Here is a 24,730-nt window from a genome sequence, read left to right as displayed (position 1 = left end):
GCTTCGGAAAGGAAGAAAAAGAATTGCTTTTCTATTTACTGTTGAAGAGATTATAGTGAAGCACTTGTCGATTTTACTAGAGACTAAAAGCGCTCTGCTACGAAGTTGTAGTTCATGTTTTTGATACAAGGAAATTGTGACAGACAAACAATTATTGCTCAATGACTAATGAAGCCTGATAACGCTCCGTAGCTTTTTTGAGACTTTCTGAAAGTGATTTTAGCCAATTCATATGATTGGCTATTAAATAGGCTTCCTGTAAGCCGTGTAAGGTTTCTGTATCTATTTCCGTATGTCCTTTTTTGATGTTTTCATCCCGTAGATTTGATAATTTATGGTATTTACCCATTAATTTTTCTTGAGCATCATCTACCGTATCTTCATCTAGTTTTTTATGGATTTCCGTATGGTCTAGGCGATCGTAAGCCCTTTGAAGCGTATTGGCGATTTTTTTAACAAGCACATTAAAATCTTCAGAAGCAGGTGTGGTTTTGTGATTGATGATAAAGTTTCCGATAGAGGCAATGGCAGAAATCATCGTTTGGTTAAGCGTTACAATTTCATAAATAAGCTGAAACTCTTTCTGTTTAGACTTTGGATCTTGGGTCAATCTTTGAAAGGCTGCATTTAAATTGCCAATGGCAAGAAAGGCCTCTTTTCTTGCGATGTTATAAGGGAGTTTTTGGGTTGCCGTTTCTTGATATAACTTTTGGGTTGCTAAAAGATATGCTTTGTTCATTTTTAAAGCATTTAAGAGCACTTGTTTTAAATTATCGGCTTCCCAACTAGGTAAAATAATATAGTTGGCAATAACCGCAATTACTGATCCAATTACAGTATCAATCACTCGGTACTGAATCACTTCAAAGGCATCGGGATTAATTAAGCAATACACAAAAACAATACTAATGGTGATTAGCGCTGCAGCAGACTTATAGTTTTGTTGAATCAATGCAAAAGCAAATATTAAAGAGACCACGGCTAAAATAGAATAGACCACGACATTTTGTGTGATTAATACAATACCAGCAGCAATGGCGGCACCAATAAGTGTGCCTATGATACGATCTTTTGAGCGTTCTCTTGTAAGGCCGTAGCTAGGTCTCATGATTACGATCACAGTAAGCAGAATCCAATAGGTGTTTTGAATGTTGAACAAATAGCCCAATAGATACGCAAATACAATGGCGATGGTAAGCCTCAATGCATGCCTAAACATATTTGAATTGAAACTAAAATTTTGAACAAGTACATTTAGTCTGTATTCCTGGAGGGTTAAAAAGTGACTGGAATCTTGTCTTTTAAAGGATACTTTGGAAGCGTCTTTTACATTGGCCATGACCCGTCTTATGGCTCTAATTTCTTGAAGTAACTGTTCTTGATAATCATATAGATTTTTTAATACTAAGGCGCCTTCTCGGGCTTCTGGTAATTGAACAGCTTCAATATAATCTGTGATAGAATCGTTGGCTTTTGATAAGGCCTCTAAAAGCAGGTTCTTATTAGGAATGTCATCATTTTGAATCAGTAGTTCAGACAACCGAATAAGATGGTTTCCCATAATTTTATTCAATTTCTTAGAAGCCTTTAAAAACTGTTTTTGCTTGCCAAAAATGCCGTCAATCATTTTGTAATCTAAATGCTTGGCTTCAATTAACTCGAAGATATTGATGGTGGAAAGAAAAATGAGCAGTTGTTTTTCTTCATAACGAGAGCGTCCCGATCGTTTTCGCTCGGTAAGTAATGCTTCTCTTAGCGTTTCGTGCTTTTCGTTAATTTGATGCTGCAGCGTAAAAGCTTTTTTTAAAAGCTCGTCGCGCTTTGTTTTTTTGGTTAATAATTTTGCTCTTAATTTAAGATAGTCGCCAATAAGATGAAGCGTATCAGATAAGAGTTGATTCTCATCTTTTTCGGGTGCAAGTTTTTGGAATACATAGGAAATAACCAAGTACCAAAGTCCGCCAATCCCCATTAATCCCACTTGAACAAAGATATCTTGAGTGGTTTCTTTTTGAATGGCAAAAGCCAATACCATAGCCAATAATCCAGAAAAGGAAACCAATGATGCTCTAAAGCCATATACTGAAATGAGCGACACAAAGAACGAAATGACCGCAATAGCCACCAATAGAAGTGGTAAAAATGGTTTTGAAAACAAGATGATGGTTGTAATTACCATCGTTAGTCCAATACTAATTAAGATCGCGTTGACTTTGCGCTTTACACTGCCAGGAATATCTCCGGGTGCATTTAAAAAAGCACCCACAACAACAGCCGGTGCATATTGTAAATAGCCTAAAAGATAAAGCAGACCAAAGGGCACAACAATGGCTACGCCCAGTCTAATGCCGCGGTCAAAGTTTGAACTTTTTAAAAACAATTCTAGCTGTTTGAGCTTCTCTTTCAACTGTTTTGAATTTTAATTGCAAAGTTAGGATAATTGAAGCCGGCATATGACCCCGATCGGTTATTTTAGTTGTGATGTCAAATATGGCTTTTTTTAAAATTACAATTTGATAGCAATACTATCTTGATTAAGAATGACGGCTTCTGAAAATTTCCAAGGAAGTTAATAATGACAACAATTATTCTAATCTTAAATCGTTTTAAAATAAAATATTGGACAATGGAAAATCAAAAGAAACATAAGCGTAACCTGAAAAAAATATTAGGGATAGCTTTCGGTTTATCTATTTTTGGATTTTTCTTAGATCTCAATGAACTTGATCCAAGTTTATTACAAAATGGGATAGATATTTCATTAATGACGGTGTTGTTTTTTGGTGTAGGGTTTATGGTGTATGTGATTTCAGTAGTCCTCAAAAAATGGATAGCGAAGGCTACTTGAAAGTTTCTGCAGTAAGTAAGTTGGATTTCTCATCTTAAACCAAAGACAAATAGGCAATCAAAATGCCGCCTCTAAAGGGATGTAACTTTTATCTTTTAAGTGTGAAATGACCTTTGTAAGTTGCGCCGTTACCACGCTCTACAACAAACCAATAATCATTTGTGGGCATGTTATGACCATTATAAACGCCATCCCAACCTCTATCATCTCCTCTAAAAGAGGTTAAGATTTTTCCGTATCTATCAAAAATAAAGATCTTTAGATCGGGTTCAAATTGCGATCCAGAAATTTGCCAATATTCATGTTGGTCATCTCCGTTAGGTGTAAAATATTTTCTGTAATTTAAGAGGTAAACATCCTCGGTCACTATCCCACAACCTTTTTCATCTTTAACGTAAATGGTATACTCACCCGTTTGTAAGTTATCAAAATAACCGTCTGGCTGATAATAGATACCATCAATAGAATATACGTAGTCTCCAAATCCTGAAACCTCTACAGTAATGGAATTATTGATTGAAGAAAAATCTTCAAGAACGATATTTTCTATAGTGGCTGTTCCAGAAATATCGACCGTAAAAGTTTTAGTAGCATCACAATAAAAGCCATTGTATTCTTTTGAAACGGTTACTGTGTATGCTCCAGATTCGTCTACCGATATCGATGGCGTCGTTTCGCCTGTAGACCAGAGGTAATTGGCAAAACTGGGATTGACTGAGAGCATTATAGCGTCGCCATCACAAACCAGAAGTGTTTCATCTGGTCCCAATTGAGGAGGGGATCCCAAAATCAACTTGAAAGATGTCGTTTCGTAGCAGATATTTAACGTATTGTGAATCACTCTAACGTAAATGGTCTTCATGCTGGATGTCAATTCATAAGTATCTGGAAGAGGATTAGCTCCAGTGTCAGCATCATTTTGACTTAAGTGGTAGCTTACAGTTAAATTATCTGGGTTTTGGTTGCCTATAATGATTGGGTTTTGTTGAGATAAATCAAAAATAGCTTCAGTATTTCCCACTTCGCTACACATCACTAAGTCTGGAGGCGTTAAGACACTGACGACGGGAAGTAAATCCTGCAGATTAACACTAATGTTCTCAATGCTCCCGCAGACGTCTTCTACTTTAATTTCATATGTACCAGGGCTTAAATTGGTAAAAATATTGTCGCTGCCATTCTCTATAGTTATTGGAGAAACAATCGAAAAATCATAAGGTGGTACCCCGATCACATCTACCAAGACATCTGAAGGTCCGGAGCCACCATCACAATTGAGATTATACACGCCTTTGACTTCTAATTCTGAAGTGACTTCAAATTCTGCAAAAACATCATAACACCGTTGCCCAGGATTGGGATTGTTATAGGGCTGAAAAGCTTTGATCAATCGAAACTCTCCGGTAACAAAAATATTGAAAAGCGTTTCTTCATTTTGAATTTCTCTGGAATTTGTAGTGTTGGGCATGTCACCTTCGGTATAAAGCACTCCAGTATTAGGATGACCCCAAGAATCACTTGCTGGATAATATTTTTGAAACCAATAGCTTTTGTCGTAGACATTTTGGTTAGAATCGGATATACCAACGTCAAAGGAACCACAGTTTCTTTGCAGGGTATAGATGAAAGGATCAGTGCTATAGGCCTCAATAAGTTGATCGAGAACAAATTCATTTCCGCAACTGTCAGTAAATTCAAGTGTATAGTTGCCTTCAGGGAAATCACCAACATAAAAAATACCAATTGCAGATATTTGTGAGCTGTAATCAAACGGTAAAGTCTGCTCAAAGGTATCAGGTGCAGCAGTAATTAGCATTGATTCTATATCTCCATATGGACTCGAGATGCGTAGCGTGCCAGTTTCGGTTACGCAATTGGGTGAACTAAAAATACTAAGAGGCAGTTGGGTATAAGGGGGAATGGTAAATTCTATGACGTAAATACTGCCACAATTATCTATCAATTCGAGAATGTAATCGCCTTCAGGTAAATCTTCTCCCATAAAAATGCCACTGCCGGTAATAAAGTTTGAAACGTCAACGGGGACAGTAGCTGTATAGTTTTCGGGAACTTCAGTAAATGTGGCAGAAACCGCTTCTCTGTCTGGAATATTAATGGTGACCGCTCCAAAATCAGGATTACAGCCCACGTTTGATGGGTTTACAAAAGGCTCTATAGGCTCCTCTTCAATTTCAATAGTATCTGTGCCAATTCTTCCGCAAGCATCAATAACGATAACCGAATAAACCCCATAAGGCACGCTGGCATCTTCTTGCCCAAAAGCCACCACACCGGTATTATAAGTACCGTCAACATCTTCATTAAATGCAGAAGGTTCAAAATCACTAGGAGCTTCCGTAAATAGCAAGGTATAAGGCGGTAAAAAATGTTTAACAGTCACGTTAAAACTTTTCCCGCAGAAACCTTCCGTGGTAATAATATCAACGTTAGGGTTAGGATCAATTTCTTCGGTAATTGAAACGACGTTGCCGCACAGATCCTCGGCTATAATGTTGATGTCAAAGAGCTGCTCGTCAAAAATTGAAATGGTTTCAGAAACTTCGAGTTCCATCTCAGGCCCAGAATTATAGGTAGTTGAATAGTTTACAGGAGCAGAACCATCAGGTGGAAAAATAGTATAAGTTACGGTTATTGGGTAGGCCAATACGCCTTCATTTTCGGCAATAATGGGGTTGGTAATTGTGGTTTCCTCGCAATTTTCAAGAACATTTGGCAGCTCCACAGGATCGATCTCAAAAGGATCATTAGTAAGCAAGACGGTAAAAGTCTTGGTAAGTGCATTGCCACAAGTATCATATACACGTATGACATATGAACCTTCTGGGAGATTGTCAAATGTATTCTCTGTTTGTGGTGGCACTATAACAGGTCCTGATATAATTTCATAAGACTCTGCGTTTCCGCTCAGCATGGTTACTGTTAAAGTAGCGGAGTCGCAATCGCCCATGAAAGATTGAGCAACTTCAAAATCTAGAGCAGAGGTCTCGTCGTTTATAGTGGCATCGGCACTTTGGGTATTTTGTAAATTGCCTAGGGTTTGTGTAGCCACCACCAAATAAGCACCGCTGCTTAAATTGCTAAATACGGTTGCCGTAGTTTGCGCAATGGGAGTATTGGTATCTGGATATAAATATAGGGTGTAAGTGAGGGTGGCATCAGGCGTGGTATTGGAAACCGTCATCGAGATGGATCCGTTTCCAGAGCATGTTTCATCTGTTGTTGATACCGAAAAATTAAAATCATTCAGTTGACAAAACACAGGTTGGCTTATCATAAACAACCAAAACAGAAGGTATCGCTCTACGGGAAATTTTTGATGCATCGTTTCAATGATTAACGACTGGTGAACTCAAATATACAATTAATTCATTTTTGATGAGAGAAAACTTGAGCATAATTAGCAATATCTATGAAGGGAGACAAATTTTAAGTGCTTGTTGTATGGTGGTTTATACCTCATTCAAACCAGAGAAAGGCCATTCAAAACAGTTTTGAAAACAAAAATCAATAAAAGAATTAATCATATAAAACTGCTATTTTAATCCTTGAATAAATGGTACCGAAGTGCAGTAATGCCAATCATTTAAATGTAAAGTGTCATCTTAAATATAGATGGTGCTTCTAGAGAAATCTTTTAATACTCTTCAGGTTTATATAATAGGAGAGGGTGAAGCAATATCTAAAAGCTTTAGCCTTCTATCAAACAGAAACATACTAACCTAGTTGTATTTCTATCATGGCGCAGGAATATAGATATCAAAGGTGGCGCCCTCATTTAATATGCCATTTGCTAAAATAGCGCCTTCATGGTTTTCTATAATTCTTTTTACAATAGCAAGCCCTATGCCCGTACCTGTATAAGCGTCTTTACTGTGAAGACGTTGAAAGACTTCAAATATCTTTTTACTATATTCTTGTTCAAAGCCAATACCATTATCGCTAAACCGAATATGACTGTAGGCTTTATTTTTTGATAAGGTCTTGATACCAGTTTCTGCTCCATTGACCATCTTACGCGTTATCGTTATATCTAAAGATTGAGCTTCTTTTGCAAATTTTATAGCATTGCTCATTAAATTAAGAATCACTTGTTTAAACTGAACCGTTATAATTTTAAGCTCGCAAATGTCATGAAATTTAAAGTTTACGACCTGTTGCTCCAGTTCTTCACTCAATGTTTCTTTAACATCGTCAATAATAGCATGTAAGTCAACAACCTCATAGTTATTGTCTTTAACATTGGTCCTAGAGTAAGCGATTAAATCTTGGATGAGATGTTGCATGCGAAAGGCCGAATTTTGCATCCGCTCAAAATACTTTTTGGCATTCTCAGTCAGAGTCTCGTATTCGGTTTCTATAATTCGAGAAGAAAAGGTTTGAATTTTACGTAGGGGTTCTTGCAAATCATGACTAGAAATGTACACAAAAGACTGCAACTCCTTATTCATTTTTTCAAGATCGATATTCTTTTGTTCCAGCTCTTTGGTTCGCAAGCGTACCTGTGTTTCCAATTTGGAGGTAAACATCTTTTGCTCTTGAATGTCAGTACTGGTACCTACCCATCGCTTTATAGTGCCATCAACATCACGTTGTGGAATGGCACGACTTAATTGCCAGCGATACTCACCGTTATGCTTACGAAATCGCTGCTCAAACAGATAGTTCTCTCCTGTTTGTATAGAGTGTACCCATCTTTTATAGTTTTCGATTCTATCATCTGGATGCACCATATTTAACCATCCCCTGTTATTGAGTTGGCCTTCTTTTATGCCCGAAAAGTCGTAGGCAGATTGATTAAAATAGGTAATATTACCTCTGGGATCGGCCGTCCAAATGTATTGGGGCATAGAATCTGCCAACAAGCGGAACTTTTCTTCTCTTTCTAACAATTCTTGCTGAAATCGTCGCTCTTCCGTGATATCTCTTATCGTGCCTAAAATGCGTTCGGGTTTATCGTCTGAGTCAAAAAATACTTTGCCTTTTGCATCCATCCAGTGTACCGATTTATCATCCCAAATAATCCTGGCCTGATAGTGAAGCTTCCCATCAATATAGGCTTTTTGAAAGGCGTCCTGTCTTACATCCAGATCATCAGGATGAAAGTTGGTCAGCATCTCTTCGTTTGTGAGACCTCTCTTATCTTTAAACCCAATGATTTCATAGCAACGATCTGATGCAACAACATCTGAAGTTTTAAGATTAACATCAAAAATTCCCAGCTCACTGCCATCAATTACAAGTTCTAATTTCTCTTCATTTTCCTCGATCAATTGTTTGGCCCGCACTGTTAATGTCACATCTGTGGCAACAACTATAAAACCGGAGATCGTGTCATGTTCCTTTAAAGGATGATAAAAGAAGTTAAAATATTTAATCACGTTTTCACCATCGTGATTAAACTGTACCGGCAACTCGTAGCCGTGATAGTCTTTTCCAGTTTTATAAATTTCGGCGACTATAGGTGCTAAGGTCTTTTCAACTTCAGGAACAGACTCAAACATAGGCCTTCCTAAGAAGTCATCTTCTGTTTGATTGATGAGCTGTAAATAGTGTTCGTTCGCCATTTCGGCTCTATATTCTGGGCCTCTAAAAATAGCAATCCCTACAGGAGCTTGTTTTACCGACTCACGGAATCGTTTTTCACTCTCTTCAACTTTTTGTTTGGCTTCATGAAGTTCGGTAACTTCTGCAGCAGTGTTCATTACGGCAAAAACCTTACCCTTTTCATCTATTAATGGCGTAAAACTGTAATTAAAAGCGTGAGATTTTAACTCGCCATCATGAAGAAGATCCACCCGTTGATTTTTGGCATGATATGGGATTCCTGTTTGTAATACGCTACGCAGTTGTTCAAAGATTTGTTGGTTTCGTAATTCTGGTAAAATATCAGTATATAGCTTACCCACAACATCATCTCCTTTTCCCCAAATCTCAATAATGGATTGGTTGGCCAGTGAAATGCGCAACTCTTCTCCTTGGTAGACCCCTATGGGAAATGGAGCACTTTCAACCAATGCTCGAATGCTCTGTTCGCTTTCTTCTACGATTTTTCTAGATTTTACCTGGGGTGATACATCATGACCTATGGCCATAATGCCATTGATTTTTCCATCAATATCAGAGAGAGGTTCAAAAGAAAAATTGATGTATATTTTTTCTAGAATCCCGTTTCTCAAAAATTTCAACGGCATTTCTGGAGTAGAGAAGGGCTCTCCAGAGGCTGATACATCATCAAGAAAGCCTTTGATCCCTTGGTTTAATAATTCGGGAATGGCTTCAAGAATGGGTTTGTTTAAGACATCTTGTTCTGTTCTTCCCCAAAGTTCTAATGCAAATTTATTAGCAATCTCAACGATATAATCCGTACCTCTAAAAATAGCAATGGCAACAGGTGCCTGCAAAATCATGAGTCTCAGGTTTCTTTCGTTGATTGTGATTTTGTTACGAGCTTCTACCTTTGCTGTATTATTTTGTACCCATACAGCAACCTTTATCACATTATCATGCTCGTCTTTTAACGGAGCATACACAAACGAAATGAATACCTTTTCCTCATTACCTTGACGCACAAGCTCTAATTCTACCTCGTCTGCACTAAATGCTACTCCTGTCTTGATCACGGTATGGAGTGCTTTTATGTACATTTCCTTAACTTCTGAAAACGTATCCCAGTAATACTGACCAATAACCTCATTTCGAGATTTATCAGCTATTTTAATAAAACTGTCATTAACAGTTTCGCAAATCAAAGTGTGTGCATCCAATACGCAAATGCCTACTGGAGATTCTAATATCATGGTTTGAATATGACTTTCTGCTTCTTTAGTCTTTATTTGAGCAATGGTTTGCTCGGTCACGTCCTTAAGTGCACCATTAAAACGGTAAGCTATCTTATCATCATTAAACCAAGCTCTACCCCAAGCTTGTACAGTTGTTCTTTTATTTGTAATGGCATTGATAATAGTATAGGTTTCATTATAAGCTCCGCTAGACTCGTAATTTAATGTTTTTTTTATAGCATGTATGATACGCTCTCTATCTTCTTGAACAATTGAATTGATAGCATCATTGATTTTGAGGGTTTTATGATTTGGCAAGCCAAACCAGTCTTTCAACCTTTTATTTCCCGAGAACTTATCTGTGATCGGGTTGTAATCAAAAGTGCCGAGTTGTGCCGCCTCAATAACGTATTTTAACTCTTCTTCACTTTCTTCTAAATTTGACTGGGCTTTCTGCTTGGTCGTGGTTTCTATAACGGTAGCTAAAACCCCGCCTATGTCTCCGGTATCTAATCTTATGGGACTATAGGAAAAATCAAAATAACACTCTTCTATTGAGCCATTTCTATAAATGGGGACCATCAAATCGGTAAGCCTTACAGCTTCTCCATACAAAACACGTTCAAACATGGGGCCTACGGTCTGCCATATTTCAGAAAAGGCGACTTTTGAGTTCGCTCCCAAAGCCTGCGGATGCTTGCCATGACCTAAAACAGGAATAAATGCATCATTATAAATTTGTGTAAAATCTGTTCCCCACGAGATGCACATGCCAAAAGGATTATCAAGCATGACTCTTACCATATGCTGTAAAGGTTGGGGCCAAGTCTCTGGGTTGCCTATTGGTGTCTGGCTCCAATCTTTGGCTTTAATGAGTTTGCCCATTTCACCTGCATTTTCTAAAAAATGATAAGCTTTACTCTCAGAAGTCATATTTGGGGTCAAGGTTGAATGATAAATTGGTCAAAAGAAGGTCGCGCTACAGTACTATGATTAAACAACAGCAAAGCTTTTTTAATGACTGTTTTTAAGCTTGAGAACTGTCCGGGTTTTTGGATGTAATGGTGTGCACCTAGATCAAATATTTTGTCAACAACGCTTTTGTCTAAGGAAGTAGAGAATACAATGATAGGGATGGCGCTTAAGTGATTTGACGCTTTAATCTCTGCAATACATTCCATACCCGACTTTTTAGGCATGTTGAGATCAAGAAATAAGAGGTCGGGATAGGTGTCTTCTTGGGCTGTTAGAAAATCCATCAATTCTACACCGTTATTCACTACGGTAAGGTTTACGTTATCTTTAATTTCGTCTAGGGCATCCCTAAAAAAGTCACAATCATCAATATCATCATCTGCCAATAAGAGCTGTAGCTTCATAGTTTATATTTTATTTCAGTCTAGAGCCAAATTGCGACTATCATTAAAGACTTTGATTGATGGTAAAATCAACACATACTAACATTGTTTTAGGGTAATCACTAAAAGTGAATTTTAAATTCGCACGATACTTACTCCTAAGTGAATTGTACAGAAGAGCAGAGTTATAAATCGAGCGCTAAAATAACAATTAATTTTATATGGTGTTAAGCTATAAAAATCTGATGACATCACCTTTATGCTTTGATATTCCTAATTTCAAAATAGTGTGTCATGGGTACTTAAAATGACATGATTGCGATGGTTTACACTTGTTTTAAAAGTGCAAAAAATGTCTTTCGATTTATGATTCAGTGATTTATAGATTGTAATACGGCATGTGGGATTGCAGTCGTTATCTAGCACGAAAATTTTAAGTAAAAGCAAGTATCAAATTAATGATATTTCTGTCATAAAGGCGCAAGTCTTTTTCGAGAACCCAAGGTGTCTTTTATGTAGCCGAGGTTTCAGGTCCTTTAAGTTTCCGTATTTAGAAAAAAATTAACGGCTTAATAAAAATAGTCTTAAACATTTCCCTTAATTTTAGGGAAGATTAAAACCTGACCTATTAAATTTTCTACGGAAAGTCTTATTTTCTAGTCAAATGATATCATTTAAACGGCAATGGTTTTTTTAATGATTATAAATAATAAATCAAATTAAAATATTATGAAAGATATGGATCATGGAGATGGTATGGGAAAATGCCCATTTAGAGGAACCCGCGTAGGCGGAGCATTAGGAACCTCTCCACAAGCAGATGATTGGTGGCCCAATCGTTTGCAAGTAGAATTATTACATCAAGAACAACCTGTTGCCAACCCTTTAAGTGATGAAGACTATAAAGCAGCATTCAACAATATCGATTATCAGCAGCTCAAACAAGACATTAAAGCGCTTTTGGTAGACTCTAAAGAATGGTGGCCTGCAGATTATGATAATTACGGTCCTCAAATGATACGTATGGCTTGGCACTCTGCCGGTACTTACCGTATTGAAGATGGTCGAGGTGGTGCAGGGCAAGCCATGCAACGTTTTGCACCAATCAATTCTTGGTGGGATAATGGTAATATTGATAAGTCACGCCGACTCATTTGGCCCATTAAGAAAAAATATGGAGCAGCATTATCTTGGGCAGACCTTATTGTCTTAACTGGTAATTGCGCTTTAGAAATTATGGGCTTTCCTACCTTTGGTTATGGAGGAGGACGTCGCGATGCATGGGAACCAGACCGCAGTACCTATTGGGGACCAGAATTTTGGAATGGTAAACCGTTTAAGGAATCTAAAGTAGGAGAGTACTATGATGGCCATCCAGAAGAAATGGTAACCCAAACATTACGATGGAAAGGAGCACCTTCTGACGATAATCGAGATCTCGAAAACCCATTAGCAGCAACACACCAAGCATTAATTTATGTCAATCCTGAAGGACCAGGCGGTAATGGAGACCCTATGGATTCTGCCCGAGCCATAAGAGAATCCTTTAAACGTATGGCAATGGATGATGAAGAGACCGTAGCCTTGATTGCGGGAGGACATGCCTTCGGAAAAAGTCACGGTAAAGTAAGTGCCGATAAAATAGGTCCAGCGCCAGAGGCAGCACCTATACAAGCGATGGGTATGGGATGGCAAAATCCTGAAGGAACCGGATTTGGAAAGTACACCATGACCAACGGTATTGAAGGTTCTTGGACGCCAGATCCAACACAATGGGATAACAATTACCTAATTAATCTCTTTAAGTTTGATTGGAAAAAGAAAGAAAGTCCTGCGGGAGCCATACAGTGGACCCCAGTAGATCCTAGTGCGCCTAAAACGCCAGATGCACACGTTGATGGCAAGATGGAAGATTTGATGATGATGACCTCTGACTTGGCTTTAAAAGTAGATCCAGCCTATAAAGCCATATGCGAAAAATTTCTCAATGATTTTGATTATTTTACAGATGCATTTTCAAAAGCTTGGTACAAATTAACGCACCGTGATATGGGGCCTAAGGACCGTTATTTAGGTCCAGAAGTGCCTGCTCAAGATATGTTATGGCAAGATCCAGTGCCGGCGAGAGATTATGATCTCATTGAGGCGAGTGATATTGCTAATTTAAAGCAAGAGCTTTTACATAGTGGTTTAGGTGTTTCTGCTTTGGTAAATGCCGCATGGTCTGCTGCCTCTGTTTACCGCCATTCAGACAAGCGTGGTGGAGCCAATGGTGCACGTATTGCTTTAGAACCTCAAAATAACTGGGATTTAAACAGACCTCAAGAACTTAATACAGTACTCAGTAAACTCAAAGAGATTAAAGCTAATTTTAAATCTAATCAATCTGGAAACAAAGACGTCTCTCTTGCAGATTTAATTGTACTCGGTGGTTGTGTAGGGGTAGAGAAAGCAGCAAAAGATGCTGGTTTTAATGTCAACGTACCGTTTACTGCTGGGCGTACAGATGCCTTGCCAGAACAAACAGATGTAGAAAGTTTTGATTGGCTAAAACCAGTATCTGACGGATTTAAAAATTACCACGATAGTAGTATTGGATACAACGTTCCTCCAGAGCGTATATTTTTGGACCGAGCGCAACTGTTAGCACTTTCTGCTCCAGAGTGGACGGTTTTAGTAGGCGGACTTCGTGTATTAGATCAAAATTTTGATCATTCTAAACATGGGGTGTTTACCGATAGACCAGGACAATTGACCACAGATTTTTTCCAAGTATTGACCAGTATGGACTATGAGTGGGTTCCTAAAAGTTCTGACGAAATGCTTTTTGACCTGAACCATAGAGCTAATGGAGAAACTAAATATACCGCAACACGTTGCGACCTTATTTTTGGATCTAATGCGCAACTGCGCAACATTGCCGAAGTATATGCAGCAGATGATGCTCAAGAACGTTTTGTGCATGATTTTGTGGCCGCTTGGGATAAAGTGATGATGCATGACCGTTACGATGTAAAAGACGAATAACTCAACCTACATCATGTTATCTAAATGCCCGATAGTTTTAAAATACTATCGGGCATTTTAATGAGATGTATTTTTGAGAGGGTTTTAGGTTTTAAAGGACCTATATTTGATTGGGTAAAAGGAGTTGTACAACATTTGAGAAAAGTCCTAAAAATATTATTAATTATAGTTTCGATTGGTGCAATATTCTTAATTGGATTTTTGCTTTTGGGAATAACCGCAATCCAAGACAAATACGAACCTGAACAATTTAAAAATGAAACTGAAATTTTCAAAAATCAGCAAGCAGAACCTATAAATAACATCCATCTGATTGAATTTCTCGAAAAATCCGATTGATATTTTAGCTTATAAGAAAAAGAAAGAGATGCGATTTACAACGAGCATTACAAGTGGGACTGAATTCTACTTTAAACCAAAAATAGAAGACTCTATTTTTTATGTTTATTATTATCCAGCCGAAAAATTTGATGACCCAAAAAAAATAGACCAAATCATAGTTTATAAACACAGAGAAAATAAACATAAATACGAAGACCAAACTGAAATTCTAATTGAATTAAGAATTTTTAATAAAGATGCTGATTTAGGAGAAGCTAATCTCATCGGATTTTCAAAAATAGAATTGGAATCGAAATTCGGGAATGACTTTCTGACTTTCGATAATGGAATTACTTACTCGAATAAAAATAAATTATTGATTTTGGAACTTGACAACTCTAAAGTCAAATCTTATCGATATATAAAATTAAACACCGAGGAGATTAACAACGGTTTAATCGAGCAAATATTAAAATAGAAAATGTTTTACGACTTGGTTTATGTTAGTTGTCTGTAGCTTGTATACTCTAAAAATACTACGAATTTCCCTTAAGTTCCTTTTCTTTTACTAATTTAGTTTCTTAAGATTGCAACTAAACATATACTATTACATTGACTGTAATTTAAAACAACCTTCCTAATTTATCATTTAACGTAATAGATAAGTCAATAAACTCAAAACTTAAATTATGAGAATCAGATAGAGGTTTAATCATTTTCGTTAATGATTTTCTGTCTTTCGTTACAAATGCATCAATATTTCTATTGTGAATTTGAGAAAATAATTTAATATCATTTATTACTACTTTTCTATCACCGAAATCACCGAATTTTCCAAGTTGCTAAAAATTGACCAGCAAATTTAGCATCTGCATAATCAAATTCTAATAAGCGGAATGAATTTAAAGAAAGCAAATTATCTGGATTGTCACCGACTGCATATTCACTAACAACAATAGTAGAAAGATACATTTCAATTCGATTTTCTAAAAAATACTCAAAATAATCTACTGTATTTTGGTGAAAATCCGCATCTGACTTTAATAAACGAATACAAAAGGAACTATCTAAAAGAACACTATTCATTCCTTTCATAGTCCTTCAGCTTTAATATCATCTAACCAAGTGTCTACGTTTGTTATTTTGCTTAAATTAGTAGAAGCTTTTTCAATTACTTTATCTAAAAGTGATTTGTTAAAAACAGGCTTATATTGAATGAATTCTATTAATTCTAAATCCGTTAAGGAATCATCTTCAAAACTTTTTTTACCTAGAACTTTAATTCCATAAGGTTTATATGTTTTTTTCTCACCATCCATTATCTGCTCTTTAGTGGCAGAAATTGTTAGATTTCCATACTTCTTGGTACTTATATGAAGATTAGGGTTTTTTCCACCTTCCTGATAAATTTCACCATATAGATAAAATTCACTTTGATAAAAATCTGGTGCAATCATTTCAAAATCAGTATTATAATCAATAATTAATGAGAGTTCGTTGGAAATTGAATTATTAAACTCAATTACGTAGCCTTCCTTTACTGCTTTCTTTTGAAATTTGTCAATAATTGACTGTCTTTTATAATCTAAAAAATCAAGGTTATTTCTGTTTTTAATCTCATTTGTTAATCCATTGAACAAAATAACCGCTGTAATTGATAAAAAGAATTTATGTTTAGCAGAGCCTTCCTCAATATCATATGAAATTTGTGGTCGATTTTGTTTTTACTTTCGGTTTGGATATAAGAAAGACTCTATATCTGATATAAAATCTTTAACCTCATTTATATCAATGTCTCTAGGACTTAAAGTATTGTCCTTATTAGTTACTCTTAACTCTATGTAGCCTTGTTCTTCCACCTGCCTAAAATACAAATTTACTGAATATAAAAAACTTCAGCCAACACAGTATATGATTAATTTTTAGTTCTAGTCCACTTGTAAATCCCGAGACCTAACGCGACTCGCGAATTATCTATTCAAATTGTTTTTGGTAAATTGGATTCTTGAAACTCTCAAGAAGGCATACATAATAAAGTTTCTTACAAGCAAAAAAGACTGTGAACTGGAAAAACATATCTGAAAATTGGCAAAAGTTCACTGATATGAATCATCTTATCGTAGAAAAGAACGAGAGAAATTATTTTTATGGAAAACAAAACATTTGCCAAGCAAAAGAGAAATTCAATGATTTTGAGATTTTCTATGAATATAAATTCAACAAATCCGCAGATTATGGCTCGTCTTTCAATTTAGGTCATCAAATGATGATTGTTGTTCCAGTTGAGCTCACCCAAAATGTGGGATTGAAAATGAGAAGAAACTCGCTTTGGAATAGATGGATCAAACGAAAAACAAATATCAATATTAATGCTCATAGAATGGAAGTTAAAGGCTTACTTCCCTTAGCCGACATTGAGAATTTAATGAAAACCCTGACGGATTTGGAAATCTCAATCGAGAGTTTTAACAGGTATCAAAACCCAAACATTAAGTTCGGACAAAAAGTGGTTCTTATGGAATCTAAATATCACCCCACAGAACTTAAACAATTTGAATTATCACGAACCATTACAATTGCGCTTTTGGAGGAATTAATATTTAGAAAAATAATAAAAGCTAGCACACAGCACAGTATATAATTTATTGCTGGCTCAAGCCTTTTTTGCGGACCCCGATCACTATCGGGACTCGCAGATGTTCCATTCCGGTTCCATCTTCTTTTTAGCAGGCAGGTTTAAAATTATTTGCTTAGCCTCTTCAACTTATCTTATACAATAAAGTTAGCAATAATATAATCCATAAGCTGTATATAAGATTATGGGTAATTCAACTTATAAAGCTATATTGGATTGTTATTAAAAAACCGAAACGAAGCTCTAAATAAACTAAATGAAAAAAATAATTTTAATATCTGCTTTTGTTTTAGGGACGTTCCATGCAATAGCGCAAATAACAAATATTCAAGAGAAATTTGATTTGCCAGCTTCTCTAGAAGAATCATCAGGTATTATTTTTTTTAATGATAAGCTAATAACCCACAACGACTCGGGCAATGCTAACACACTTCATGAGTTAGATACCATTTCAGGAACTGTTACAAGAATGGTAACAGTCACCAACGCCACTAATATAGACTGGGAAGATATCACTCATGATGAGACCTCAATTTACATTGGCGACATCGGTAATAATAGCGGGGATAGAACTGATTTAAAAATTTATAAAATCGGTAAGAATGACTATCTCAACGCCATTAATGTAACTGCAGAAATAATACATTTCAACTATTTAGATCAAATTGATTTTACGCCTCATCCTAATGCTACAAAATGGGATGCTGAGGCATTAATTTCTTTTGATGAAGATGACTTGATTTTATTTACCAAGAATTGGATCGATGGTGTAACAAAGGCCTACGCCATCCCAAAAAGCACGGGATCATATACTGTACAGCCCTTAGCGACAACGTTGGATAGCGGTGGCCTGATTACAGGAGCTACCTACAATCCGTTTTCAGGAAAAGTATATTTAATTGGCTATAATTCAATATTACAACCCTTAGTTTGGGTTAGTCAGATATTTACAAATAATGATATTTTTTCAGGGACTAACATTCAAACTTTACTAACGAGTCTAGGCTTTGAACAAGTAGAGGCCATAACATATATTGAGGCGAATCGTTATTTTGTGATTTCCGAATCTTTTAGTTTCGCTCCGCTATCTAGTAACGGGAAATTAATTTCATTTACCACAAATGATAATGTCTTGTCTCATACCAATCCTGACATGGCAACAAATAGTCTATATCCAAATCCTGCTCAAGATGTTATATTTATTGAATCATCACATTTTAGCTCTGTAGAAATCTATGACACAAAATCTAGACTTGTTTATAAAGGACATGCCAAAACAGTAAATATTTCAAAACTTAGTAAGGGGTTTTATTTGGTTAAAATTAATTTGAAAGACGGCACCTATGATGTTAAAAAAATAGTCAAGGATTAATTAAATAAGAAATTATAAAATAGAGTATTAGGCCATATCATGGATCAAAAGGCTTGCAGTGAAATCCTATCGGATTTTCTATCTGGATTTTATTTGTAAATTTCAATCTTTAAACACACCACAAACCCAAATTAAGGGTTGTAAATACTTGACCTAAGCTATGAAAAAACAGGTACTGCTATTGTTTTCAATTCTTTCTTTTTCTTTAACCTATGCGCAATACGAATGGACTCCTGCAGTAGTTATTTTGAAAAATAGTACGTCTTTAAGGGGATGGGTAAAGTTTCCAAAGCATTCTGGCGTCTTAATGTCAATTGGAACTACAAAATTTAAATTCAGAAAAAATAGAAAAGATAAAACTGAAAAATATGGAAGTGATACTGTGGATGAAGTAGTTTTTGGAGATGAAAAATTTGCTACAGTGCATTATAAATATGTACCAATCCAGAAGGAAAAATTTGTACTGATGGAACTCCTTGTTCAGGGAAATGCCAGCTTGTTTGCTAGAACAGTTTTAAGTAGTACTAGTATATTTGCTACTACCGCAAATATTCTTTCTGTTAATCCAAATTTTCCTGACAATCCAAATTCTAATTTTGAAACTCGTTATTATGATGGCATTGAATTTTATGTCATGAGAAACGAAGAAGAAAAAGCAACATTGTTAGTTGATCCAAATAGTTTTGAAGGACTGATTTTAAAAGCGAAGAAATATTTTTCGGATTGCCGTAAAATAGTGGATTATTTAGATGGTGAAGTATATGAGTTAAATAATATCGAAGAACTGGTTGAAGATTATAATTTGTTTTGTCAATAAAAAAAAGAGCTTATGATTTATCTTCGGAAAATCACTTCCGTAAACATTAGGCTTTGAAAAACAAACGTTCTGTGGCTAATGTTAAAAACGTTACGTTAAATTTCATTATATGAACGATTGATGGATCTATAACTGGATATAAGTAGCGTGGTTTTTTAATATTAGATAGATATTCTAAAGGTCATCTTCTTTTACAAACATACTTTTAAATGTTTAAAGGGCTTACCACTTGTCTATCCGCAGAACGGTTCCATTTGTAAAAATTAGTCAAGTTTGCTAAATTTGATGCATATAGCACACAACGTATCCTATAAAAAGGTTACCTTTAATTGGGATTGAACTTAAAAATGAGACTTATGAGTAACTTATCAATTATAAAAACTGAAATCGAAAATTATGCCGGTGATTCCAATTTAACCGAAATGCAGATTTTGGAAAAATTACAAAATCACTACTTCAAGAAAAAAGTAAACGAGAATTTGAAGCTTTACAAAAAGGGACAGAAAAAAGTGAGAGACATCACTAAAGACTTGAAAATCTCACCTAGAAAATTTTATGCACTTTTAGAGCAAAAGAAAATAAGTCATAAAAAATATAACAAGAGTGACCAAGAACAAGCTATTGATTCTTAGGTCTTTTATTAGCTTCATTTAGAACATAGATGATAGCTGATGTCTATATGTCAATCTAGTTTCGTGCTATTTTGAAAAATCCTCGTTATTTAATTTTAATAATGGCTATTTATAAAGATAAAACCTACTTAATTGGTCATTTTTTTTTTCGTCTTATTCATAATTACTACGTTACTAACTCTCTTTACTATTATTAATCTTATAGAAATAGAGGGGATGAAAGAATGTGTAAATATTAAAATCGCTTGAAATATTTCTAACAAGAATAATTGGAAAGAGGACGCTATTCATGAATAATCGGATAGTATTAATACTTTTTTTTGATAAAAAAAACTGATTACGGTAAACAGATTATTGGTGTTTACAATACTGGTCACATTTTGATAAATTAACTGTTTTTCTATATTAAAGTCATCACAAATCTTATCCAATTATAGATGGAGTCGTTTGACTAAATTTCAATAGAAATAAATTAAAATTAAATATGAGAACATCAACCTCGATCATATTCCAAACCCATTTAATAAAAAGGGTTGGATAAAAATAGGTTTAACTTGGGGTGGTTTGATGTTTTTGATCATGTCAATTGGTTTTCCGTATTATAATGAACAAGAAATATCATGGAAAACACTGTTGTTAGGGGTGATCCTTTGGTCCATAGCAGGACTAGGCTATGGTTACATTATGAAATTATTTATGAATTAGGCAACCAATAAAAAAGATAAAAATACAGCTTCCGAGAATGTATAAGCCAGATGCTGAATAGCGTTTATTTAAAAATCGAACTTTCGAAAACATCTTTAATCGAGTTTAAAGTCTATACTAGGTCCAAATCATTTTTAATAATAGGCTTTAGCATCAATGAGTACATATTATGATAAAACGGAAAATTAGAATTAAAATAAACAATTTAAAACTATAGGGATTGTTGTATTATCAGTAATATTGGTCAGTATGAAATCATAAACGGTTAAAGAGAACAAGACCTTATGTTCAAATAGAAATCTTTTCAGTAAGATCCACTAGAAATGTAGCAGATATTTATTTAACATTATTCAACTGACAAAAAAACATTTCTAAATTGATCTTCCTTTATCCAAAAAGGATTACTACCTTAGATACAATAACTAAAATCAAAAAAATAAATGAAAGGTATCGTCATAGGCATTGTAGTAGCAATCATTTTCTTTATTGTATTGTTCTACGTATTTAAATTTGTATTGATAACCTCACTTGTCATTTCAGCCGCGATCATCATTATCCCAATCCTATACCTTGTATTCAAAGTAAAAAGTGATTAAAAATTAGTATCATCTCTTTTCTTAATCAGAAAAATCAAATGCATAAGCGTTTTTAATAAACACTTGTCTTAGGTTTTTAAATCGTTCTCTTTGAATAGAGCTTCATAGTCGTGTTTCAATAAGCATTTTAATTTGCTTTTTTCTCGTTTGTCTTCATATGAAGATCAAATAAACAATATTTAAATTTTGTTTGAGAAAGGGGAGGGTATTCAGCAATTTTATATTCCAAAATGCAATTTTGAACAATAAAAAAACGGCACGCAACATACAGCACCGATAGTAATGAATGGCTTGGTTTGTATGTACTCATGAAAAAACTAAGGGATCTTCATCTACTTTGTGTTCTTTTACTATTTTAGATGTTAGTCAACGTACTGACCACGACCAAAGGCTTTAGTGACACATAAACAGACAAAGTCAAGAACCTTTAATAGGCTTCAATAATAAATGGCTGTTGCTATAGATAACATTATTCAAAAGAAAGGTTTTTAGGACATGAAAAAGGGCTTAAACATAGAAATTCTTACCAAAACATTTGACGACTTGCCTCATGGCGTAGGTATTTTTCAAGTTGTTGGTTTAAGTGATATCAAAAACATTAGATACGTCTTTATGAATAAGGTCATATTACAGGAGATGAGAAAAACACGGGAGGAGGTTATAGGGAAGAAGATTATTGAGGTAGCTCCAGAAGCATACGCTCATGAAGGAGGGTTACAAGTGATTAACGCTTACAGAAAAGTAGCCGAAGATCACGAACCTATTAATTTGGGCTTGGTTGAATATTCAAACCATATGGTCGCAGGCACATACGAATGCTCTGTTCATCATATTCAAGATGGTTTTATATACGTGATGCTTAGAAACGTAACAGAATTAGAACGAACAAAGAATGAGTTGGAGCTAAAGAACAAGGAACTCACTCAATTTGCCCACATGGTATCTCATGATTTAAAGGAACCGCTGCGTACCATTTCTGGTTTTGTGAAATTAATTGAAAATAAGCATCAAAACAAATTAGACGAACAAGCGCACAAATTATTAGATTTCATATCCAAGGCAACAGACCGAATGAGAATTTTGATTAATGATCTATTGGATTATGGTAGCATAGGGCAAGTAAAAGAAATGATGACGGTAGATTGCAAAAAACTAATTGAAGTCGTCCAGCAAGATTTGCAAGCCATAATTAAAGACACGAATGCGACTATTGATGTTGCCGAATTACCCAAAATTAGAGGGTATCAAACGGAGCTGCGCTTACTTTTTCAGAATTTAATTAGCAACAGTATTAAATTTAGTAAACCTGGGATAGCTCCTAAAATCAAAATATCTGCAAAAGAACAGGATGGTTGGACGTTTAGCATACAAGACAATGGTATTGGCATTTCAGATGAACACATGGATAAGATTTTTATTGCCTTTCGACGTTTACATTCTAAAAGCGAATTTGAAGGATCGGGCATTGGACTTGCGCATTGCAAGAAAATAGTTGAATTACATAATGGTAAGCTCTGGGTAACATCTAAATATGGAGAAGGAAGCACCTTCCATTTTACAATTCCAAGCTAATTATTATTGTTTCGCACTTTTAAACGCTAGAGTATTAAGAGCCAAAAGGTGAATTTTAAAGAATTCGAAGTGAAGTTTTTTAAATAATATATATTTGTTTGGATAGTACGAGTTGTGCAACATTTGATAAATGACTAAAATCGAATTTCTATTTCATTTACAGGGAGCAAGTTTCCAAGCACTTAAATTTGCTGAAAACTATGTGAAAACTGAATTGAAAACTAACTTCCGATATAATGTCATTTATGCAGAATCTTCAAATGACACAAATCATTCAGAATTTGATATTTACGAAAAGGATTGTGGGAAAATGAAATTGGATTTGAATGAGAACGAGGTTACTGAGCTTTTGTATAGAAAAGGTAAAGTTCCAATTTGGATTGACATTAATGTTCTAAAATCAAGTAGAAAAAGTACAACTTTCAATTTATTATGTGCCGGTAGATATTCCGATGACAAAGAGAAATTTTATTATAATCACAACGGTTCGGGACCTTTTGGAGTGAAAAGCCCAATACTACCTTGTGACTATAAAGAAGGAAAGAAATTTAAATTATAAGAAAAATGGATTTCGAAATAAAAACTATTTGTTTGCCACAATGGCTTTAAGTAATTGCAAGTTCTAGCCTACTAACTAAATTCCCAACGTATCTTCTATTCGGTTTGTATTTGGTAAATTAGATGCTTAAAATACAAAACAAACCATACACAATTACGTTCTAAATAACCCTTAAAACAAAGCCCGAAACTATGAAATATCTAAAGCCTTTCACTCTGATTATCGCCGTATTCTTTTTTTTGAGTTGTAATAGCGACGATAATAATAGTGTTCTAAATGACGAGCCAAGCGCAATTGAGATTGGAAACTATAGATTTCAATTTGAAACAAAATTTACGCTTGAAGAATTACAGGGGATTGATTCCTATGTTGGCAATGTAAATGGATCTGGAATCACCATATCTTTTGATTATGGATGGTATACAAGGCCTGTATCAAATTTACCGACGGATGAATACATAGTCACAGAAGATGAGATTAATGGACACTACAGACAAATTGTTGAGCCTATAGATTCTGAATCAAATTATACCCGAATTCATTTGTTTAAAATCAGTGATTCAATTGAAAGCCCTGATGGTTATAATTCACTAACGCTGTATACAAATAATCTAAACACCGTTGAACAAAACATGATCATTGAGGTATTCAATAACGTAACGATAGTTGAATAAATTTGAGATAATAAACTTTGGGACCAGAATTATAAATTATTTCAATAAGTTGAAAAACAAAAACGGATAGTGTCATGACTAAATCAAATGATATGAAGCTTAAAAATATAATTCTCTTTTCAATTATGATATTACTGACATCTTGTGCCTTAAAACCAATTTCTTCTGATTTTGCTTTTATCAAAACGACATTGGATAAGGTTGATCTTGATCAATTAGGAAACGGAACAATACTAATATATAACGGAGCTGACATCTTGCATAAAATTGATAATACAGCTAGGTTAAATATTTGGATTGACGGTAAACCGTTAGGACAAATTAGACCTAGTGAATATGTTATTATTAATCTTAAAAATGGAAAGCATCTCTTTAAAGCCCTACATATTGACGTCGTAAATATGAGAAGTGAGCACGATGTTAAAATTGACGAAAAAACGAAAGTCATTGAAATTAAGCCAAACATAACATCTAACCGATTAAGAGTCACCGATGAATTACCAAAGAGATTCGACAAATTTAAATATGCTGAAAAGAGATAATCAAAAACGACTTTCAACAGAGTAAATAAGCCTATACCTTTCCTAAACCAAAGTTAGGAGCCCATTTTGCTAGCTTCTAATCGTTCTATAAAAAGCCCACATCAACACGCAACTTTTTATTTGCTTGACAGTTAATAATGATATGCCATATACTAAAAGGTGATTCGTCTATAGGGATAAATTCATTCCCTTTATTATTTAACTGTCACTAATAATTTAATTGTAGTTAATTGATAAAATGTCATCGTATTGCATGATATATGGTGCTAGTA

18 protein-coding genes are annotated in these 24,730 nt (G+C 35.0%); 12 read left to right on the top strand and 6 right to left on the bottom strand.

Annotation, left to right across the window (positions count from 1 at the left end):
* Positions 1–151: 151 nt before the first annotated feature.
* Positions 152–2,407, bottom strand: a complete 2,256-nt coding sequence (locus P176_RS0101575) for an FUSC family membrane protein (RefSeq protein WP_026753051.1) — start codon at positions 2,405–2,407, stop codon at positions 152–154.
* A gap of 219 nt (positions 2,408–2,626) precedes the next feature.
* Here P176_RS0101575 and P176_RS0101570 point away from each other — a divergent pair, with 219 nt between their 5' ends.
* On the top strand, positions 2,627–2,848 hold the full coding sequence (locus P176_RS0101570; RefSeq protein WP_026753050.1) for a hypothetical protein: 222 nt from the start codon (positions 2,627–2,629) through the stop codon (positions 2,846–2,848).
* 88 nt (positions 2,849–2,936) lie between these two features.
* Here P176_RS0101570 and P176_RS19885 read toward each other — a convergent pair whose 3' ends face one another.
* The 3 genes from P176_RS19885 to P176_RS0101555 form a co-directional block, all read right to left on the bottom strand.
* Positions 2,937–6,191, bottom strand: coding sequence for a T9SS type B sorting domain-containing protein (locus P176_RS19885; RefSeq protein WP_026753049.1), 3,255 nt, complete (start codon positions 6,189–6,191; stop codon positions 2,937–2,939).
* Positions 6,192–6,603: 412 nt separating this feature from the next.
* Positions 6,604–10,581, bottom strand: a complete 3,978-nt coding sequence (locus P176_RS19880; protein WP_051605366.1) for a PAS domain S-box protein — start codon at positions 10,579–10,581, stop codon at positions 6,604–6,606.
* 8 nt (positions 10,582–10,589) lie between these two features.
* Positions 10,590–11,027 (bottom strand): response regulator, encoded by a 438-nt coding sequence (locus P176_RS0101555; RefSeq protein ID WP_026753048.1) that lies wholly within the window; start codon positions 11,025–11,027, stop codon positions 10,590–10,592.
* Between the two features lie 708 nt (positions 11,028–11,735).
* Here P176_RS0101555 and katG point away from each other — a divergent pair.
* The 3 genes from katG to P176_RS0101540 are packed head-to-tail and all read left to right on the top strand — an operon-like array spanning position 11,736 to position 14,832.
* Positions 11,736–14,033, top strand: coding sequence for a catalase/peroxidase HPI (gene katG / locus P176_RS0101550; RefSeq protein ID WP_026753047.1), 2,298 nt, complete (start codon positions 11,736–11,738; stop codon positions 14,031–14,033).
* A 60-nt stretch (positions 14,034–14,093) separates the two neighbouring features.
* The gene (locus P176_RS0101545) at positions 14,094–14,372 is read left to right on the top strand and encodes a hypothetical protein (RefSeq protein WP_026753046.1); all 279 of its coding nucleotides are present in this window, start codon (positions 14,094–14,096) and stop codon (positions 14,370–14,372) included.
* Positions 14,347–14,832 (top strand): hypothetical protein, encoded by a 486-nt coding sequence (locus P176_RS0101540; RefSeq protein WP_197022129.1) that lies wholly within the window; start codon positions 14,347–14,349, stop codon positions 14,830–14,832. The genes P176_RS0101545 and P176_RS0101540 overlap by 26 nt, the downstream gene beginning before the upstream one ends.
* A 344-nt stretch (positions 14,833–15,176) precedes the next feature.
* On the opposite strand, the gene P176_RS20640 is transcribed toward P176_RS0101540, so the two are convergent.
* Positions 15,177–15,449, bottom strand: a complete 273-nt coding sequence (locus P176_RS20640; RefSeq protein ID WP_231481158.1) for a hypothetical protein — start codon at positions 15,447–15,449, stop codon at positions 15,177–15,179.
* Positions 15,446–15,994, bottom strand: coding sequence for a hypothetical protein (locus P176_RS18800; RefSeq protein ID WP_231481157.1), 549 nt, complete (start codon positions 15,992–15,994; stop codon positions 15,446–15,448). The genes P176_RS20640 and P176_RS18800 overlap by 4 nt, the downstream gene beginning before the upstream one ends.
* A gap of 464 nt (positions 15,995–16,458) precedes the next feature.
* Between P176_RS18800 and P176_RS0101525 the strand changes: the two genes are divergently transcribed.
* From P176_RS0101525 to P176_RS0101485, 8 genes are all read left to right on the top strand, one after another.
* Positions 16,459–16,995 carry a hypothetical protein gene (locus tag P176_RS0101525; protein ID WP_026753044.1) on the top strand — a complete coding sequence of 179 codons (537 nt, stop codon included), beginning with the start codon at positions 16,459–16,461 and terminating at the stop codon, positions 16,993–16,995.
* Between the two features lie 250 nt (positions 16,996–17,245).
* A complete protein-coding gene (locus P176_RS0101520) occupies positions 17,246–18,361 on the top strand; it encodes a T9SS type A sorting domain-containing protein (protein ID WP_026753043.1) in 1,116 nt (371 codons plus the stop codon).
* A gap of 160 nt (positions 18,362–18,521) precedes the next feature.
* Positions 18,522–19,178 carry a hypothetical protein gene (locus tag P176_RS0101515; RefSeq protein WP_026753042.1) on the top strand — a complete coding sequence of 219 codons (657 nt, stop codon included), beginning with the start codon at positions 18,522–18,524 and terminating at the stop codon, positions 19,176–19,178.
* A 356-nt stretch (positions 19,179–19,534) separates the two neighbouring features.
* Entirely contained in the window at positions 19,535–19,810 is a 276-nt protein-coding gene (locus tag P176_RS0101510) for a hypothetical protein (protein WP_026753041.1), read from the top strand.
* Between the two features lie 1,796 nt (positions 19,811–21,606).
* The gene (locus tag P176_RS19875; RefSeq protein ID WP_051605365.1) at positions 21,607–22,683 is read left to right on the top strand and encodes an ATP-binding protein; all 1,077 of its coding nucleotides are present in this window, start codon (positions 21,607–21,609) and stop codon (positions 22,681–22,683) included.
* A 130-nt stretch (positions 22,684–22,813) separates the two neighbouring features.
* Positions 22,814–23,242, top strand: coding sequence for a hypothetical protein (locus P176_RS0101495; RefSeq protein WP_026753040.1), 429 nt, complete (start codon positions 22,814–22,816; stop codon positions 23,240–23,242).
* Positions 23,243–23,433: 191 nt separating this feature from the next.
* Entirely contained in the window at positions 23,434–23,916 is a 483-nt protein-coding gene (locus P176_RS0101490) for a hypothetical protein (protein WP_026753039.1), read from the top strand.
* 74 nt (positions 23,917–23,990) lie between these two features.
* Positions 23,991–24,458, top strand: a complete 468-nt coding sequence (locus tag P176_RS0101485; RefSeq protein ID WP_231481155.1) for a hypothetical protein — start codon at positions 23,991–23,993, stop codon at positions 24,456–24,458.
* Positions 24,459–24,730 lie beyond the last annotated feature (272 nt).

This window comes from Sediminibacter sp. Hel_I_10 (genome assembly GCF_000688335.1).
Classification (GTDB): Bacteria; Bacteroidota; Bacteroidia; order Flavobacteriales; family Flavobacteriaceae; genus Psychroserpens.
Note: the sequence above shows the minus strand (reverse complement) of the source record. Positions and strands in the feature narration are given on the sequence as shown.

Excerpts from the sequence above, each read along its gene's own strand:
- P176_RS0101570 (WP_026753050.1), top strand. The coding sequence starts at position 2,627 with ATGGAAAATCAAAAGAAACATAAGCGTAACCTGAAAAAAATATTAGGG.
- P176_RS19885 (WP_026753049.1), bottom strand. The coding sequence starts at position 6,191 with ATGCATCAAAAATTTCCCGTAGAGCGATACCTTCTGTTTTGGTTGTTT.
- P176_RS19880 (WP_051605366.1), bottom strand. The coding sequence starts at position 10,581 with ATGACTTCTGAGAGTAAAGCTTATCATTTTTTAGAAAATGCAGGTGAA.
- P176_RS0101555 (WP_026753048.1), bottom strand. The coding sequence starts at position 11,027 with ATGAAGCTACAGCTCTTATTGGCAGATGATGATATTGATGATTGTGAC.
- katG (WP_026753047.1), top strand. The coding sequence starts at position 11,736 with ATGAAAGATATGGATCATGGAGATGGTATGGGAAAATGCCCATTTAGA.
- P176_RS0101545 (WP_026753046.1), top strand. The coding sequence starts at position 14,094 with ATGAGATGTATTTTTGAGAGGGTTTTAGGTTTTAAAGGACCTATATTT.
- P176_RS20640 (WP_231481158.1), bottom strand. The coding sequence starts at position 15,449 with ATGAAAGGAATGAATAGTGTTCTTTTAGATAGTTCCTTTTGTATTCGT.
- P176_RS0101525 (WP_026753044.1), top strand. The coding sequence starts at position 16,459 with ATGAATCATCTTATCGTAGAAAAGAACGAGAGAAATTATTTTTATGGA.
- P176_RS0101520 (WP_026753043.1), top strand. The coding sequence starts at position 17,246 with ATGAAAAAAATAATTTTAATATCTGCTTTTGTTTTAGGGACGTTCCAT.
- P176_RS0101515 (WP_026753042.1), top strand. The coding sequence starts at position 18,522 with ATGAAAAAACAGGTACTGCTATTGTTTTCAATTCTTTCTTTTTCTTTA.
- P176_RS0101510 (WP_026753041.1), top strand. The coding sequence starts at position 19,535 with ATGAGTAACTTATCAATTATAAAAACTGAAATCGAAAATTATGCCGGT.
- P176_RS19875 (WP_051605365.1), top strand. The coding sequence starts at position 21,607 with ATGAAAAAGGGCTTAAACATAGAAATTCTTACCAAAACATTTGACGAC.
- P176_RS0101495 (WP_026753040.1), top strand. The coding sequence starts at position 22,814 with ATGACTAAAATCGAATTTCTATTTCATTTACAGGGAGCAAGTTTCCAA.
- P176_RS0101490 (WP_026753039.1), top strand. The coding sequence starts at position 23,434 with ATGAAATATCTAAAGCCTTTCACTCTGATTATCGCCGTATTCTTTTTT.
- P176_RS0101485 (WP_231481155.1), top strand. The coding sequence starts at position 23,991 with ATGACTAAATCAAATGATATGAAGCTTAAAAATATAATTCTCTTTTCA.